The sequence below is a fragment of the Streptomyces sp. NPDC007025 genome, assembly GCF_042869455.1.
In the GTDB taxonomy this organism is placed as follows: Bacteria; Actinomycetota; Actinomycetes; order Streptomycetales; family Streptomycetaceae; genus Streptomyces.
The window spans coordinates 126,994-142,361 of the sequence record NZ_JBIAFT010000011.1 but is presented as its reverse complement, the minus strand read 5'-3'; the positions used below and the strand labels follow the sequence as shown (position 1 = coordinate 142,361).

The following is a 15,368-nucleotide window of genomic DNA, read 5'->3' as shown; positions in this document are numbered from 1 at the left end:
CCGCAGCGGGCCGCAGGGGCAGGACGAGAGACGGAGGGGTGCGGTGAGCGTCACCTACCTGGGCATGCCCCCGTTCCCGGAGGCCGCCGCAGCGGCCACCCGGGACGAACGGCTGCGCGGCAACCTCCGGCACGCCACCCGGACGATCCGCGGCAAGCGCGCCGGCGCCGTGGCGGAACTGGCCGACTGGCCGGCGCTGCGGACGGCCGGGGCGCAGATCAAGGACCGCACACTCCGCCACCTGGACCACTATCTCGAACAGCTGGAGACCGCGGTCACCGCCGCGGGCGGCACCGTGCACTGGGCCACCGACGCGCAGGAGGCCAACGAGATCGTCACGCGTCTCGTACGGGAGACCGGGGAGCGCGAGGTCGTCAAGGTCAAGTCGATGGCCACGCAGGAGATCGGCCTCAACGAGGCGCTGGAGCAGGCGGGCATCTCGGCCTACGAGACGGATCTGGCGGAGCTGATCGTCCAGTTGGGCGAGGACCGCCCCTCGCACATCCTGGTGCCCGCCATCCACCGGAACCGCTCCGAGATCCGCGAGATCTTCCGGGAGCGGATGGGGCATTGGGGCAGACCCGCGCCGGACTCGCTCACCGACCGCCCCGGGGACCTGGCGGAGGCTGCCCGGGTGCACCTGCGGGAGAAGTTCCTGAGAGCCAAGGTGGGCGTCTCCGGGGCGAATTTCCTGGTCGCCGAGACCGGCACCCTGGTCGTCGTCGAGTCCGAGGGCAACGGCCGGATGTGCCTGACGCTGCCCGAGACGCTGATCTCGGTGGCCGGCATCGAGAAGGTGGTCCCCACCTGGCAGGACCTGGAGGTCTTCCTGCAGCTCCTGCCGCGCTCCAGCACAGCGGAGCGGATGAACCCCTACACCTCCACCTGGACGGGCGTCACACCCGGCGACGGGCCCGCCGACTTCCATCTGGTGCTGCTGGACAACGGCCGCACCGACACGCTGGCCGACCAGGTGGGCCGGCAGGCACTGCGCTGCATCCGCTGCTCGGCCTGCCTCAACGTGTGCCCGGTCTACGAACGCGCGGGCGGACACGCCTACGGGTCCCCCTACCCGGGCCCCATCGGCGCGATCCTGACGCCGCAGCTCGACAGCCTGGAGACCGGGCTGGACACCTCCTTGCCGTATGCGTCGTCGCTGTGCGGGGCCTGCTACGAGGTGTGCCCGGTGGCCATCGACATCCCCGAGGTCCTGGTGCACCTGCGCGAGCGCGTCGTCCAGGGCGGCACCGCCACCGTGCGCGGGGAGCGCACGACGGTGCGGCCGGCCAGAGGGCACGCGGCGGAGCGTGCCGCCATGCGGGCGGCCTCCTGGACGTTCGACCATCCGCGTGCGCTGCGTGCCGGCGAGCGGATGGCCGCGCGGGCGCGGCGCCTGGTGCCGCGCAGGCTGCCGGGGCCCGGCCGCGCATGGAGCGACACCCGGGAGGTGCCGCAGGTGCCCGCGGAGTCGTTCCGCGACTGGTGGCGGCGCACCCGCGGGGCCTCGGGCGGCGCGCCCGGGAGCACTGTCGCGGACACCACGGGCGGAGGCACCGGAGCAGCCGGCTCGGCGGGCCGTACCGGACCGCGGGAGGACCCGTGGTGAGCAGCCGGGAGACGGTACTCGGACGGGTGCGCCGGGCGCTGGCCGACGTACCGCGCGGAGAGCTGCCGCAGCAGACGCCGGTGGCACGCGACTATCTGCGCGTCCACGGCCGGCGTTCCCCGGCGGAGGCCGCACGGCTGCTCGCCGTGCATCTGGCGGACTACCGGGCGCAGGTGCACCACAGCACTCCCGCCGGGGTGCCGCAGACCGTCGCGGGGCTCCTCCTGCGCCGTGGGGCGCGCCGTGTGGTGACTCCTCCGGGGGTCCCCGAGGAGTGGCTGCCGGACGAGATCGCGCATCTGCGGGACACGGCGGCACTCACCCCGCTCGTGCTGGACACGGTGGACAGCGTGGTGACCGGGTGCGCGGTCGCGGTGGCCGAGACCGGCACGCTGGTCCTGGATGGCTCCCGGGACCAGGGGCGGCGGCGCAGCACGCTGGTCCCCGACCATCACGTGTGTGTGGTGCGGGTGCCGGAGCAGGTCGTGGACTCCGTACCGCAGGCTCTGGAGCGGCTGGATCCGGCACGGCCGCTGACGTGGATCTCCGGCCCGTCGGCCACCAGCGACATCGAACTCGCCCGGGTGGAGGGCGTGCACGGCCCGCGCACCCTGGACGTGGTGCTGGTGTCCGCGGACGGACAGCAGGCGGCGGACGGCGGAGCCGGACGGAACTGACGGGCCGCGCACCGGTCGTCCGTTGTTCTCGCGGCCGTAACTCCCCTGTATTACCGCTGAGTTCAGCCGCACTGTTATCAGATTTCTCCACCGGAAGCGCTGGTTCGCGCAGGTGTTCCCGTGCAAGGGTCGAACCGATCGTTCCATATACCGTATTGCCGCAAGGAGTTCGCGCACGTGAGCCACCCCCAGACCGCCCCTCGCACCGGTACGCCCTCCAGCATCCCGGACTCCGGCCACCCGGCCGCCGGTCAACCGTTGCGGAAGCCGGGCGCCGTGGTCGCCCTGCTGGCCGCCACCGCGCTGTCCTCCTTCTCCGGCGCCGTCGGTGCGCTGCTGGTGTACGTCGGCGGCAAGGACCTCGCGGACCGGAACGTCCGCAACGCCGTGGACAGCGACCCGACGGCGGTCGGCCTGCCCGCGGGCACGGATGCGGCCGACATCGCGGAGTTGACCCGCATCGCATGGGACGACGTCGTCACCGAGTGGCAGAGCACCATGTCGGCGCGGGCCGCGATGGCCCTCGCTCTGGCCCTCGCCCTGCTGGTGACAGGACTGTTCGTCGGCAGCAGATGCACCCTATGGGCCCGGATCCTGCTCACCGCCCTGGCAGTGGGCGGAGCGGCCTTCCCGCATCTGCTGATCCTGCGGGACGCCGCCCCCGCCGGTCCGTACGCGACCAGTCTGATCGCCGCCGCGCTGGCACTCCTTGCAGCGGTGCTGTGCTGGCTGCCGCCGGTGGGGCGCTACCGGGAAGCCGTCCGCGACCGCTGACCGCACCCGCAGGGATCCCGGGTGACAACGTTGCCGGACGGGGTTCACCGGACGGGATCCCCCTGCCCGGAGCTTCATCGGAGGAGGTCCGCCGGACGGGGTTTCGCCGAACGGATATCGCCGGACGCGCAACCGCTCAGCCCCGGGCGTATCGCGGTGCGGGAGGCGCCCGGGGCCGCCTACGGTGCCGCTGTGGAATTCCGAACAGTGCGCCCCTCGCTGCACGTTGTCCCGTTCCCCGTCGGCCAGGCATATCTGTGGCAGGACGACGGCGAGATCACGCTCATCGACACCGGCCCTCCCGGCAGCGCCGACGCGCTGGCGGACGCCGTACGCAGTTGCGGGGCCGACCCCGGGCGGCTGCGCCGGATCGTTCTCACCCACTTCCACCCCGACCACGCCGGTTCAGCCGCCGAACTGGCGAGGCGGTACGGAGCGGAGGTGGTGGCGCACCGCGCGGACGCTCCCGTGATCCGCGGCCGGGCGCCCGCACCGCCACCGGACATGGCGGGGGCGCCGGAGTGGGAGCGTGACCTCTTCGACCAGGTGCACGCCCCCTTCGGCAGCACCTCCGAGACACCCGCGGTGCCTCCCGCGCCGCCCTGCCGGGTCGACCGGGAGGTGGCGGAGGGCGACCTGCTGGACTTCGGCGGCGGCGCCACCGTGCTGTCCGCGCCCGGGCACACCGAAGGCAGCATCGCGGTGCTGCTGCCCGAGCACCGCACGCTGTTCACCGGTGACACGGTCGCCCGGCTCGCGGAGGGCCCCGCACCGGGCGTGTTCGATCTGGACCGGGCCCGCACGACGGCCGCGTTCCTGCGGCTGTGCACCCTGGCGGCGGACGAGGGGGTCGAGACCGCCTGTTTCGGACACGGTGAGCCGCTGGCCACCGGTGGCGGTGAGACACTCGCGCGAGCCGCTGCACGTTACAGCTAGCCTGGTCGGCCGCACGGCGCGCGGGAGTGTGCCGCACCGTGCGCACCCACCGCCCAGCAGGACCGGGAGGCCCCGTGAACCAGCCCGCACCCCGCCAGGTCGCCTCGGTCGAGGGGGTCGGTGTCCGCCGCTCGACCTCCGACCAGCTCATCCTCGACGGCATCGACTGGTCGGTGCGGGCCGGGGAGCACTGGGCGCTGCTCGGAGCCAACGGCGCGGGGAAGACCACCTTGCTGAAGCTCCTCGGCGCCGTGCTGCACCCCACCACCGGCAGCGTGGAGGTGCTGGGCAACAGGCTGGGCAGAGTGGACGTGCGCGAGCTGCGCGCACACATCGGTCATGTGTCCACCGCACAGCGCGTACCGCAGGACGCCACGGCGCACACGGTCGTGCTGACGGGGGCGACGGGCACGGTGCAACCACTGTGGCGCAAGTATGACGACGCGACGCGGCAGTTGGCCGACGACCTCCTCACGGAGCTGGAGTGCAAGGAACTGGTCGACCGGCCCTTCGGGGTGTGCTCCGGGGGCCAGCGCGCCCGGGTGCTCATCGCCCGCGCCCTGATGCCCGCACCGTCGCTGCTGCTGCTGGACGAGCCCTTCAACGCGCTCGACCTGCCCTCACGCGAGGACCTGATCGACGCGCTGCGCCGGCTGGCCGCCGACCGCCCGTCCCTGGCGACCGTGACGGTCACCCACCATCTGGAGGAGCTTCCCCCGACCACCAGCCACGCGCTGCTCCTCCGGGAGGGCAGAACCGCCGCGTGCGGCCCCGCGTCCGAGGTACTGACCGGTGAGGTGCTGACGCAGTGCTTCGGCCGTCCCGTCGCGGTCTCCCGCAGGGAAGGCCGGTGGCTGGCCCGCTCGGGCCGCCGCTCGTGAGACCCGTCGGCTGCCGGGACCGTCGAGTCCGGACCCCAGGGAATCCGGGCCCCTGTGGCCGAGGACACCGGGGCCGTTCCGCCGTCGGCCCGGGCCTCCGGGACTGCGCGCCTAGGTCCTTCGCCGCGACCCGGTTCCACCCCGCGTCCGATACCGGTTGCCGGGCCCGCTCGTACCGTCCTGGTCATGGACTCGACGAGAGAGAACACGAGCGGCGGCGACCCGACCGGCACCCTGGACGAGGCCTTCGAACGCCTGCACACCAGTGGGCCCGAACGGGAGGGCTGGCTCAGCAACCACGCACCCATGGCGGTGGAAGCGCTGGTGCGGCACGGTCAGGCCCCCACGGTGCACCGCTGGATCGACGACTACCGGGACAAGCTGGAGGACCTGCCCGGCCGGAGCACGCGGGTCACCGCTGGGAACTGGACCGAGGCGCTGGGGGATCCGCGGCGGCTCGGGGACTGGATCGGCTACTTCGCCCGCCAGGTCGAGGAGCACCCTTGGCGCGATGTCCTCGCCCTGTGGTGGCCGCGGCTGCTGCCGGGCATCTCCGCGGGCGCCACCCATCCGGTGATCCGCACCGGACACGCCGTACGGGTGCTGCTCGCGGACGGCCCGCCGACTGCCCCGCGCCTGGCGGAGCTGGCGCACGCGCTCGGATACTGGGCGGCCCGGCACAGCACCCTGCCGGAGATCGGCCTGCTGCCGCGGGAACCCACCGCGGCGGCGGGTCTCGAAGCCGTCCCGCTGATCGCCGACCGGAGCGGCGGTATCCGCGAACGGCTGGCGCGCATCACCGCGCTGCCCCGTCGGCCGCGGGCGGGGCGGCCGGGACCGGACGCGATCGCCGCGGACGGCGCCATCGGTCATGACAGCGCCCGGGCCGGTCTGCGGGAGATCGTCCGCGCCGCCACCCACCGGTACGCCACCCATGCGCACGGCTCGCCCGTCATGCTGGTGCACGCGGCCACCGCACCCAACGCGGTGCTGCGCACCCTGCCCGCGCTCCCGCCCGGGCTGTGGGCCCCCAGCGCCGACGCCGCCTGGGCCGCGAGCGCCGCCGTCACAGCCGTGTACGCGCCCGGGCAGGCGGCGCCGGTCCCGGACGGCACCCCGCCGGCCCCGCAGGAGGTCTTCGGCCGGGCGGCGGCCCACGGCGACGAGCACGCGATCAAGTTCGCGGACACCGCGCTGGAGGTGGCGGCCGGCACGGAAGGCGACGATCCGCTGTCCCTGGCGGCTGCGCTGCGCGCGACCGAGCTGATCCCGCAGAGGAGCTGACCGGGGCTCAGAGGGCCGCGTGGAAGGCCTCGTACGAGGGCTGCCCGAACAGCACCAGGCGCACCTCGGCGAAGCCCTCGCCCTCGGCCCGCAGGGTGTGCAGCGCGATACGCGCGGCGTCGTCCAGCGGCCAGCGGTAGACACCCGTGGAGATGGCGGGGAACGCGATCGTCCGGGCACCGAGTTCACGAGCGGCGCGCAGCGACTCGCGGTGGCAGGAGGCCAGCAGCTCCGAGCGGTCCTCCTGCCCGCTCCAGACCGGGCCCACCGTGTGGATGACCCAGCGTGCCGTCAGCCGTCCTGCCGTGGTGGCGACCGCAGCACCGGTGGGGAGGCCGCTGCCGTAGCGTTCGGCGCGCAGCCTGCGGCACTCCGCGACGATCTCCGGGCCGCCCTTGCGGTGGATGGCTCCGTCCACGCCTCCGCCGCCCGTCAGGGAGGAGTTGGCCGCGTTGACCACGGCGTCGACGTCCTGCTCGGTGATGTCCCCCTGCACGAGGGTGAGGTGAGTGGGCATGGCCCCATCCTGGTGCGGCACACGGCGTGGCGCACGCCGGTCACCGGTCCGCGTCCCCGAACGGCGCCGCGGCACGGCTGTCCGCTGCGCGCCCTCTGGTCGGCGCCCCCGCGTTCGTATTAGCTTGCCCCACCGCCCGCTGCCCCCTGGATGCCGGAAGGACGGTCCCCGATGACCGCTGCACCCTCGCGCCGTTCGCTGCTGGCCGGTGGCACCGCCGCCACCCTCGGCACGCCGCTGCTCGCCCCGCCCGCCGCCGCGGAATCCTCCGCGCCCGGCGGCGGCCACCGCACGTCGCGGGTGGTCCCGGGCGCCGACGCGGCGGCCGCGGCGGGCTGGCGCACGCTGCGGGGGCGGAAGCTCGGTGTCCTCAGCAATCCGACCGGGGTGCTGCGGGACGCCCGGCACGTGGTCGACTCGATGGCGGCCCACAAGGAGCTGCGCATCGCGGGCGTCTTCGGCCCGGAGCACGGCTTCCGCGGCAGCGCACAGGCGGGCGAGTCGGAGCCCGAGTTCGAGGACCCGCGCACGGGGCTGACGGTCTACGACGCCTACGGCGCCGACGGGGCGAAGCTGGCCGCCCTGTTCCGCAAGGCCGATGTGGACACGGTCGTCTTCGACATCCAGGACGTCGGGGTGCGCTTCTACACCTACATCTGGACGATGTACCACGCGATGGTCGCGGCGCGGGAGATCGGGGCGTCCTTCGTGGTCCTGGACCGGCCGAACCCGATCGGCCGCAGGGCGGACGGCCCGCTGCTGACGCCCGAGTTCGCCTCCGGCGTCGGGCTCAAGCCGATCATCCAGCAGCACGGTATGACGGTCGGCGAGCTGGCCCGCTACTTCAACGGCGCACTGCTGCCCCGGGAGGGCGACGGCCGGCAGGTGGAGCTGGAGGTCGTCCGGGTGCGGGGCTGGTCGCCGCGCACCCCGGCGCAGGAGACGGGACTGGCCTGGGTGCCGCCCTCGCCCAACGTCCCGACTCCCGACACGGCGACCGCCTACGCGGGCACCGGGTACTTCGAGGGCACCAACCTGTCGGAGGGGCGCGGGACCACGCTGCCCTTCCAGTTCATCGGCGCCCCGTTCCTGGACCACCACTACAGCGACCGGCTCAACGCCCTCGGACTGCCGGGAGTGCGTTTCCGGGAGGGCTATTTCGTCCCCACGTTCAGCAAGCACCAGGGCAGGACCTGCGCGGGAGTGCAGCTCCTGGTGACCGACCCCGCCCGCTACCGGGCCGTGCCGACGGCGGTGGCCATGCTGCGGGAGGCGATGCGCTATGACGGATTCGCCTGGCGCGAGGACGCCGACCCCGAGCGGCCCTTCTGGATCGACAAGCTGTCGGGCTCCTCCCGGCTGCGGGAGATGCTGGACGCGGGCCGCGGCCTGGAGGCGATCACGAAGGCCTGGCGGGCGGAGGTGCGCGACTTCGAGCGGGCCAGGCGCCCCTACCTGCTCTACCGGTGAGGGGACCGCGGCGGGCGCCCCCGCCGGGCCCCCGGCCCGCCGGTGTCCGGGCGTGGGTCGTCCACCGCCGTCTCCGGACCGGACCGCCCGCTGTCGACCGCGGGTCAGCCGCTCACTGCCGCGTCCGCGGTCCGACTGTCGCGCCGGACCAGCGCGGCGTACCGCCCTTCCGCCGCGAGGAGCTCGGTGTGGGTGCCGCGCTCGGCGATCCGCCCGTCGTCCAGGACGACGATCTGGTCGGCGTCACGGATGGTGGAGAGCCGGTGCGCGATGGTGAGCGTGGTGCGCCCCTCCGAGAGTGCGTCGACGGCCTCCTGGACAGCGTGCTCGGTACGGGTGTCGAGTGCGCTCGTGGCCTCGTCCAGGATGAGCACCGCAGGATCGCGCAGGATGGTGCGCGCGAGGGCGAGCCGCTGCTTCTCGCCGCCGGAGAAGCGGTAGCCGCGCTCGCCGACGAGGGTGTCGTAGCCGTCCGGCAGCGCTGCGATCTGCTCGTGGATCTGCGCGGCGGTCGCCGCCTCGCGCAGTTCCTCGTCGGTGGCGTCCGGCCGGGCGAAGCGGAGGTTGTCGGCGACCGTCGCGTGGAAGAGGTAGGTCTCCTGGGAGACCACGCCGACGGCTCCGGAGAGGGTCGCGAAGTCGAGATCCCGTACGTCGACACCGTCGAGGGTCACCCGGCCTCCGGTCACGTCGTAGAGCCGGGGCACCAGGTAGCTGAGGGTGGACTTGCCCGAACCGGTGGCCCCCACGACCGCGAGGCTGCTGCCGGCGGGGACGGTCAGGTCGATACCGCGCAGGGTGTGGCCGCTGTCGCGTGCGGGGCTGCCCGGCGGACGGGCGTCGTAGGTGAAGTCCACGTTCTCGAAGCGGATCTCGCCGCGCACCTGCGGAAGCGGGACGGGGCGGCGCGGTTCGGTGATGGAGACGGGCAGGTCGAGGTATTCGAAGATGCGCTGGAAGAGCGCGAGCGAGGTCTGCATCTCCACGCCCGTGGTGAGCAGCGAGACGGTGGGGCGCAGCAGCCCCTGCTGGAGGGTGACGAAGGCGACGAGGGTGCCGATGGAGAAGGCGGGCCCGCCGAAGTGGGTGAGCATGCCCGCCGTCCAGTAGAGCAGTGCCGGGATCGCGGACATGACGATCCCGATGGTGGACATCCGCCACCGCCCGGCCATGTGGGACCGGATCTCCAGGTCGGCCAGGGTCTCGGATTCACCGGCGAAGTTCCTGGTGAGTGAGTCGGCCCGCCCCATGGTGCGGCCGAGCAGGATGCCGCTGACCGACAGGGACTCGGTCACGAGCGCGGACATGGCGGCCATCTGCTTCTGTCGCTGGGTGGTGATGCGTTTGCGCTCCCGCCCCACCCGGCGGCTCACCCAGACGAAGAAGGGCAGCAGGACCAGGGAGGCGAGTGTGAGCCGCCAGTCGAGCGCGAGCATGGCGACGATGGTGGCCACCACGCTGGTGAGGTTGGAGACCAGCGAGGTCGCCGTCGAGGTGACGGTCGCCTGCATCCCGCCGATGTCGTTGGCGATGCGGGACTGGACCTCGCCCGTCCGGGTCCGGGTGAAGAAGGCGAGCGGCATCCGCTGGAGCTTGGCGTACACCCCGGTGCGCAGGTCGTGCATGACGCGCTGGCCGACCGTGGTGCTGATGAGCGTCTGGAGCACACCGAAGACGCTGGTGACGACCGCGGTGCCGATCAGGCCGAGGGCGAGCAGCGAGAGCAGCCCGGTGCGCTGCTGGGGGATGGCGACGTCCAGGATCTCGCGCAGCAGGAACGGCGAGGCGACGGAGACCAGGGAGGAGGCGGCCACCAGGAGGCCGACCAGGGTAAGGCGGGCACGGTAGGGGCGGAAGAGCCGCAGGATGCGGCGCACCTGTGCGGGCTGCTCCCGCGGCGTCGGGGTTTCCTGCGGTGACGGCGTCCAGCCGGATGCTTCACGGTGCAAGGGGCTCCTCGGTACTCGGGGGTGTCGCCCGGGGGCGGACCGGTCCGCCGGCTCGGGCGCGCTCGGCGGGCTGCGCCGAGGGTCATGGAGCATAGTTCATCGTTACCTATGTTCACAATGACCTATATCCTGATAACCTGCCGGACATGGTCCACCACCCCTCCACCGAACGCGCCTCCGACCTGGCTGACCAGCTCCTGCATCTCACGAAGCGGATCAACCACGCACATCGGCAGAACTTCGCGCCGCTGGGGGTCACCCCCGCACAGGGCCGCATGCTGCGCACGGTCGCGCACTGTCCGCAGCCGCCCCGGATGGCGGACCTCGCCGCCCGGCTGGGCGTGGTGCCCCGGCAGGTCACCAGCCTGGTCGACGCGCTGGAGGAACGCGGTCTGGTGCGCCGCTCACCCGACGCCACCAACCGCCGGGTGATCCGCATCGAACTGACGGACGGCGGCTCGACGACCCTCACCGCACTGCGCCGGGCCCGCAGGAGCGCCGCGGAGGAGCTGCTCGCGCCACTGACCGCCGCGCAGCGCGACGAACTCAGCCGGCTGCTGGCCCTGCTCGATGCGGACCAGGGCGGTCACTGACTCCGGGCCGGGCCCGCGGAGGCACCGCCGCCGCAGCGCAGCGACCGGCCGGGGACCGTTACGCGGCGGGAACGACCCACACGGATCCGGCCGGCCGACGGAACTAGCATGTGCCACACACAAGCCCGCACTCCCGCCCGACCGCTGTGCGCCCAGGAGATGCCATGCCGCTGCTCGAACCCGAGGCCGGAGCGCTGCGCCCGCGGACCGGCACCGGCCACTCCCCCGCCGCCGACCGGGTCCCCGAGACGCTGGCACACGGAACGCCCCAGCCGCTGCGCGGCGACCTGGAGCGGCTGCTGGGACCGCAGAAGGTACTCAGCAAGGTGTCCGACCTGGTGCGCTACGCCTCCGACGCGAGCCCTTACCGCTTCGTGCCGCAGGTGGTCGTCCTGGCCGAGGACGTGGCCGATGTCTCCGCCGTGCTGGGGTACGCGCGGGAGAACGGCCGGGACGCCGTCTTCCGCGCCGCGGGCACCTCGCTTAACGGGCAGGCCCAGGGCGAGGACATCCTGATCGACGTCCGCCGGCACTGGGTGGGCGTCGAGGTGCTGGCGGAGGGCGAACAGGCCCGGATCCGGCCGGGTACCACCGTCTTCCGCACCAACGCCGCGCTGGCGCGGCACGGGCGGCTGATCGGCCCCGACCCGGCCAGCGCCATCGCCTGCACCGTGGGCGGAGTGGTGGCCAACAACGCCTCCGGGATGACCGCAGGAACCACGCGCAACTCCTACCGCACGGTCGCCTCGCTCACCTGCGTCCTGCCCAGCGGCACGGTCGTGGACACGGCGGACCCGGCCGCGGAGGAGAAGCTGGCACAGGCCGAGCCGGAGCTGTGCGCCGGGCTGCTGGCGCTCAAGGCGGAGATCGAGGCGGACGCCGCGCTGGTGGCCCGGATCCGGGCGAAGCACGAGCTGAAGAACACCAACGGATACCGACTCGACGCCTTCCTCGACGGCAGCACCCCGGTGGAGATCCTGCGCGGGCTGATGGTGGGCTCCCAGGGCACGCTCGGCTTCCTCGCCGAGTTCGTCTTCGACACCCTGCCCCTGCACAGGCGCACCTCGACCGGACTGTTCTTCTTCCCGTCGCTGTCCGCGGCGGCCGCGGCCGTCCCGCGCTTCAACGAGGCCGGCGCGCTGTCCGTGGAGCTGATGGACGGGAACACGCTGCGCGCCTCGGTCAGCGTCTCCGGCGTGCCGCAGGACTGGGCGGAACTGCCCAAGGAGACCACGGCCCTGCTGGTGGAGTTCCGCTCCCCCGACGACGCCGTGCGCGAGGAACGCGAAGAGGCGGCGCGTGCGGTCCTGGCCGGACTGGAGCTGGTCGCACCGGTCGCCTCCGTGACCAACGAACTGACCCGCGACCCGGCCACGATCGCCTCCTACTGGAAGGCGCGCAAGGCGTTCGTCACCGCGGTAGGCGGCTCGCGCCCCGCAGGCACCACGCTGATCACCGAGGACTTCGCCGTACCGCCCTCCCGGCTGGCCGAAGCCTGCGAGGCGCTGCTGGAGCTGCAGGAACAGCACGGATTCGACGCGGCCGTCGCCGGTCACGCGGCACACGGCAATCTGCACTTCCTGCTGGCCTTCGACGCGGCGGCGCCGGACGACGTGGAGCGCTACGCGGCCTTCATGGACGCGTTCTGCCGGATGACCGTGGAGCGCTTCGACGGCTCCCTGAAGGCCGAACACGCCACCGGCCGCAACATCGCCCCCTTCCTGGAGCTGGAGTGGGGCAGCACGGCGACGGAGCTGATGTGGCGGGTGAAGCGGTTGCTGGACCCGACCGGGGTGCTGGCGCCCGGGGTGCTGCTGGACCGCGACCCGCAGGCACACCTGCGAGGCCTCAAGTCCATCCCCGCGGTGGAGGCGTCCGCCGACCCCTGCATCGAGTGCGGCTTCTGCGAACCGACCTGCCCGAGCGAGGATCTGACCACCACACCGCGGCAGCGGATCGTGCTGCGCCGCGAGATGACGCGGCAGGCCCCCGGCTCGCTCGTCGGCGAGAATTTGCTGGCCAGCTACGGTTACGACGCCGTCGACACCTGCGCGGGCGACTCCACGTGCAAGCTGGACTGCCCGGTCGGCATCGACACCGGGGCGCTGATGAAGACCCTCCGGCACGCCCGCCACTCGCCGCGGGAGGAGCGCGCCGCGGAGCGCACCGCGCGGCACTTCGCACAGGTGGAGCGCGCGGCCCGGCTCGCGGTGGCCGCCGGGGACCGGATCCGACGCCGGGTGCGCGGGCGGGGAGGAGATCTGGGCGACCGGCTGCTCGGCGCCGCGACCGGTGCCGCCCGCCGGGCGGTCCGCCCCGACCTGGTGCCGCAGTGGCTGCCGGAGATCCCGGCGGCGGCTGCCAAACGTCTCCCGGCGACGGCCAGGCAGGACGCCGCCGCGGTCTACTATCCGGCGTGCGTGAACCGCATCTTCGGCGATCCGGACGGCCACCGCGGGCTGTCGCTGCCGGAAGCCCTGGTCACCGTGTCGGCCCGCGCGGGTCGCCCGGTGTGGACACCGGAGGACGTCACCGGGACCTGCTGCGCGACGATCTGGCACTCCAAGGGCTACGAGGCGGGCAACACCCTGATGGCCAACCGCATGGTGGAGGCCGCGTGGCGGTGGACCGACGGAGGTGAACTCCCGCTCGTCGTCGACGCGTCCTCCTGCACTCTGGGACTGACGGAAGAGGTCGTCCCGTACCTGACACCGGCCAACCTCAAGCTGCACGCGGGGCTGACAGTGCTCGACTCCCTCGTGTGGGCCGCCCGCGAGCTGCTGCCGCGGCTCACGGTGGAGCGGAAGGTCACCTCCGCCGTGCTCCATCCCACCTGCTCCATGCGGCACCTGGGCGACGAGGCGGAGCTGCGCGAGGTGGCCGAGGCGTGCGCCGAGGAGGTCGTGGTACCGCTCGACGCGGGATGCTGCGCCTTCGCCGGTGACCGCGGCCTGCTGCACGAGGAGCTGACCGCCTCGGCGACGGCGCGGGAGGCCGCGGAGGTGAACCGTCGTTCCTACGACACGTATCTGTCGGCCAACCGCACCTGCGAGATCGGCCTCGACCACGCGACCGGCAACCGGGGATACCACTCGGTCCTCCAGGAACTGGAGCTGGCGACCCGGCCGCGGTGAACCGGTGCGGGCGGGCCGCGGGCATGCGGCCCGCCCGTCCACCCCGTTCCTCAGCCGGCCGCCTCGACGTGGAAGGCCACCGCTTGGTGGGCCGGGACCGTCAGCCGGGCGCTGCCGTCTGCGGCGACCGTGATCTGCTGCGCGCAGCCGCTTTGCGCGGCGGCGACATCGCAGTACGTCCCGGCGGGCAGGGAGGTCTGGAACGTCCTGCTCAGTTCGGCGTCGCCGTTGTTGAGGGCGACGAATCCGCGGTCGCCGCGCCCGAAGGCGAGTGCCTGGCCCTCGGACCACCAATTCGTCAGCTCCGCGGTGCCGACCGCGTTGCGGAAGCCGACCATGCCGGTGACCTCGGGTTGGGCGTGGAGATCCGTCCACCCGGTCTCCCCGGTGGGCGGTCCGGCGTCGCGGTCGGTGAACGTGTAGCCCGAGAAGATGTTCGGGGAGCCGTAGAGATGGGCCAGCTCGAAGATGTTTGCGAGGGTGTGGGCGGCGCCGTCGCGGTAGGTGAGCGTCGAGCCGTTGCGTTCGGTGTCCCAGTTGTCGACGAATGTGCGTGCCGCCCCGCTCTCCAGCATGCCGTCACCGACGTTCCGCAGGGATCCGAGGTCGCCGCCCTGGAAGGCGCTCTTGAGGCGGCGGCCGTAGCGGAACTCGTCCACGTCGCCGACACCGGTGTACTCCTCGGGCTGCACCGCCCCGCCGGCACCGTGGATGACCTCGCTGACCCAGTAGCCCGGCGACTGGGTCAGCTTCGCCTTGACGGCCGCCAGATCGGAGGCGGCCATGTGCTTGGCGGCGTCGATGCGGAACCCGGCCACGCCGAGGGAGCGCAGATCGTCGAGATATCCGGCGAGCGCCCCGCGCACCTTCTCGCTGCCGGTGTCCAGGTCGGCCAGGCCGACGAGTTCGCAGTTCTGCACGTCGTCGCGGTCGGTGTAGTCCGAGATGTCGTGCCGGCAGGTGTGGAAGTCGGCGTCCCGGTAGGTCCCGGGGTAGTCGTACTTGTTGTACGCGGTGCCGCCGGTGCCGGTACCCGACCCGGATGTCATGTGGTTGACGACCGCGTCGGCGATGACCTGCACGCCGGCCGCCGCGCAGGTGTCGACCATGCGTGCGAAGTCCGCCCGGTCGCCGAGCCGTCCGGCGATCCGGTGGCTGACCGGCTGGTAGGACGTCCACCACTGGTCGCCCCGGATGTGCTCGGTGGCGGGTGAGACCTCGACATAGCCGTACCCCGCCGGGCCGAGGATTTCGGTGCACTCCCGGGCGACGGAGGCGAACGGGCGCTCGAACAACGTCGCGGTGACGGCCCGTCCGCCCGGCACCGCGGCTCTGTCCGCGGCGAGCCGCGGCGACACCGCGGGAGCCGGTGCCGAGCGGGCCGCCCGGGCCTGCCAGGGTGTCGCCGCCAGCAGGGCACTGGCCACCAGGACTCCCGCCGTACCGGCGCTGAGCAGTCGTCCTCTCATCGTGCGGCTCCTTCGATCTGCGGGCGCGCAAGGGCCCGGGAAGGCAGCAGCCGGATAGCTCGGCCACCGTGGGGGGAG

12 protein-coding genes are annotated in these 15,368 nt (G+C 73.1%); 9 read left to right on the top strand and 3 right to left on the bottom strand.

Features of this window, described 5'->3' with window-relative positions; genetic code table 11:
• The first annotated feature begins 43 nt into the window (after positions 1–43).
• From ACFYMO_RS22175 to ACFYMO_RS22150, 6 genes are all read left to right on the top strand, one after another.
• A complete protein-coding gene (locus ACFYMO_RS22175; protein WP_366772143.1) occupies positions 44–1,606 on the top strand; it encodes a lactate utilization protein B in 1,563 nt (520 codons plus the stop codon).
• Positions 1,603–2,283, top strand: coding sequence for a lactate utilization protein C (locus ACFYMO_RS22170; protein WP_388548343.1), 681 nt, complete (start codon positions 1,603–1,605; stop codon positions 2,281–2,283). The genes ACFYMO_RS22175 and ACFYMO_RS22170 overlap by 4 nt, the downstream gene beginning before the upstream one ends.
• Positions 2,284–2,460: 177 nt before the next feature.
• Positions 2,461–3,057, top strand: a complete 597-nt coding sequence (locus ACFYMO_RS22165; RefSeq protein ID WP_366772141.1) for a hypothetical protein — start codon at positions 2,461–2,463, stop codon at positions 3,055–3,057.
• A 192-nt stretch (positions 3,058–3,249) separates the two neighbouring features.
• Positions 3,250–3,993, top strand: coding sequence for an MBL fold metallo-hydrolase (locus ACFYMO_RS22160; RefSeq protein ID WP_366772140.1), 744 nt, complete (start codon positions 3,250–3,252; stop codon positions 3,991–3,993).
• Between the two features lie 74 nt (positions 3,994–4,067).
• The gene (locus ACFYMO_RS22155) at positions 4,068–4,874 is read left to right on the top strand and encodes an ATP-binding cassette domain-containing protein (RefSeq protein WP_366772139.1); all 807 of its coding nucleotides are present in this window, start codon (positions 4,068–4,070) and stop codon (positions 4,872–4,874) included.
• Positions 4,875–5,060: 186 nt separating this feature from the next.
• Positions 5,061–6,158 carry a questin oxidase family protein gene (locus ACFYMO_RS22150; RefSeq protein ID WP_388548338.1) on the top strand — a complete coding sequence of 366 codons (1,098 nt, stop codon included), beginning with the start codon at positions 5,061–5,063 and terminating at the stop codon, positions 6,156–6,158.
• Positions 6,159–6,165: 7 nt separating this feature from the next.
• Here the strand turns inward: ACFYMO_RS22150 and ACFYMO_RS22145 are convergent, their stop codons facing one another.
• The gene (locus tag ACFYMO_RS22145; protein ID WP_366772137.1) at positions 6,166–6,675 is read right to left on the bottom strand and encodes an O-acetyl-ADP-ribose deacetylase; all 510 of its coding nucleotides are present in this window, start codon (positions 6,673–6,675) and stop codon (positions 6,166–6,168) included.
• Positions 6,676–6,846: 171 nt separating this feature from the next.
• Between ACFYMO_RS22145 and ACFYMO_RS22140 the strand changes: the two genes are divergently transcribed.
• Positions 6,847–8,145, top strand: a complete 1,299-nt coding sequence (locus tag ACFYMO_RS22140; protein ID WP_366772136.1) for a DUF1343 domain-containing protein — start codon at positions 6,847–6,849, stop codon at positions 8,143–8,145.
• Positions 8,146–8,249: 104 nt separating this feature from the next.
• Here ACFYMO_RS22140 and ACFYMO_RS22135 read toward each other — a convergent pair whose 3' ends face one another.
• Complete coding sequence (locus ACFYMO_RS22135) at positions 8,250–10,094, bottom strand: ABC transporter ATP-binding protein (protein WP_366772135.1); 1,845 nt, start codon at positions 10,092–10,094, stop codon at positions 8,250–8,252.
• A gap of 146 nt (positions 10,095–10,240) precedes the next feature.
• Here ACFYMO_RS22135 and ACFYMO_RS22130 point away from each other — a divergent pair, with 146 nt between their 5' ends.
• Together ACFYMO_RS22130 and ACFYMO_RS22125 are read left to right on the top strand one after the other, a co-directional pair.
• Positions 10,241–10,687, top strand: coding sequence for a MarR family winged helix-turn-helix transcriptional regulator (locus ACFYMO_RS22130; RefSeq protein ID WP_388548334.1), 447 nt, complete (start codon positions 10,241–10,243; stop codon positions 10,685–10,687).
• Between the two features lie 164 nt (positions 10,688–10,851).
• A complete protein-coding gene (locus ACFYMO_RS22125; protein ID WP_388548331.1) occupies positions 10,852–13,821 on the top strand; it encodes an FAD-binding and (Fe-S)-binding domain-containing protein in 2,970 nt (989 codons plus the stop codon).
• Between the two features lie 50 nt (positions 13,822–13,871).
• Here ACFYMO_RS22125 and ACFYMO_RS22120 read toward each other — a convergent pair whose 3' ends face one another.
• Entirely contained in the window at positions 13,872–15,290 is a 1,419-nt protein-coding gene (locus ACFYMO_RS22120; RefSeq protein WP_388548328.1) for an alpha-amylase family protein, read from the bottom strand.
• Between the last annotated feature and the right edge of the window lie 78 nt (positions 15,291–15,368).

Excerpts from the sequence above, each read along its gene's own strand:
- ACFYMO_RS22150 (WP_388548338.1), top strand. The coding sequence starts at position 5,061 with ATGGACTCGACGAGAGAGAACACGAGCGGCGGCGACCCGACCGGCACC.
- ACFYMO_RS22145 (WP_366772137.1), bottom strand. The coding sequence starts at position 6,675 with ATGCCCACTCACCTCACCCTCGTGCAGGGGGACATCACCGAGCAGGAC.
- ACFYMO_RS22140 (WP_366772136.1), top strand. The coding sequence starts at position 6,847 with ATGACCGCTGCACCCTCGCGCCGTTCGCTGCTGGCCGGTGGCACCGCC.
- ACFYMO_RS22130 (WP_388548334.1), top strand. The coding sequence starts at position 10,241 with ATGGTCCACCACCCCTCCACCGAACGCGCCTCCGACCTGGCTGACCAG.
- ACFYMO_RS22125 (WP_388548331.1), top strand. The coding sequence starts at position 10,852 with ATGCCGCTGCTCGAACCCGAGGCCGGAGCGCTGCGCCCGCGGACCGGC.
- ACFYMO_RS22120 (WP_388548328.1), bottom strand. The coding sequence starts at position 15,290 with ATGAGAGGACGACTGCTCAGCGCCGGTACGGCGGGAGTCCTGGTGGCC.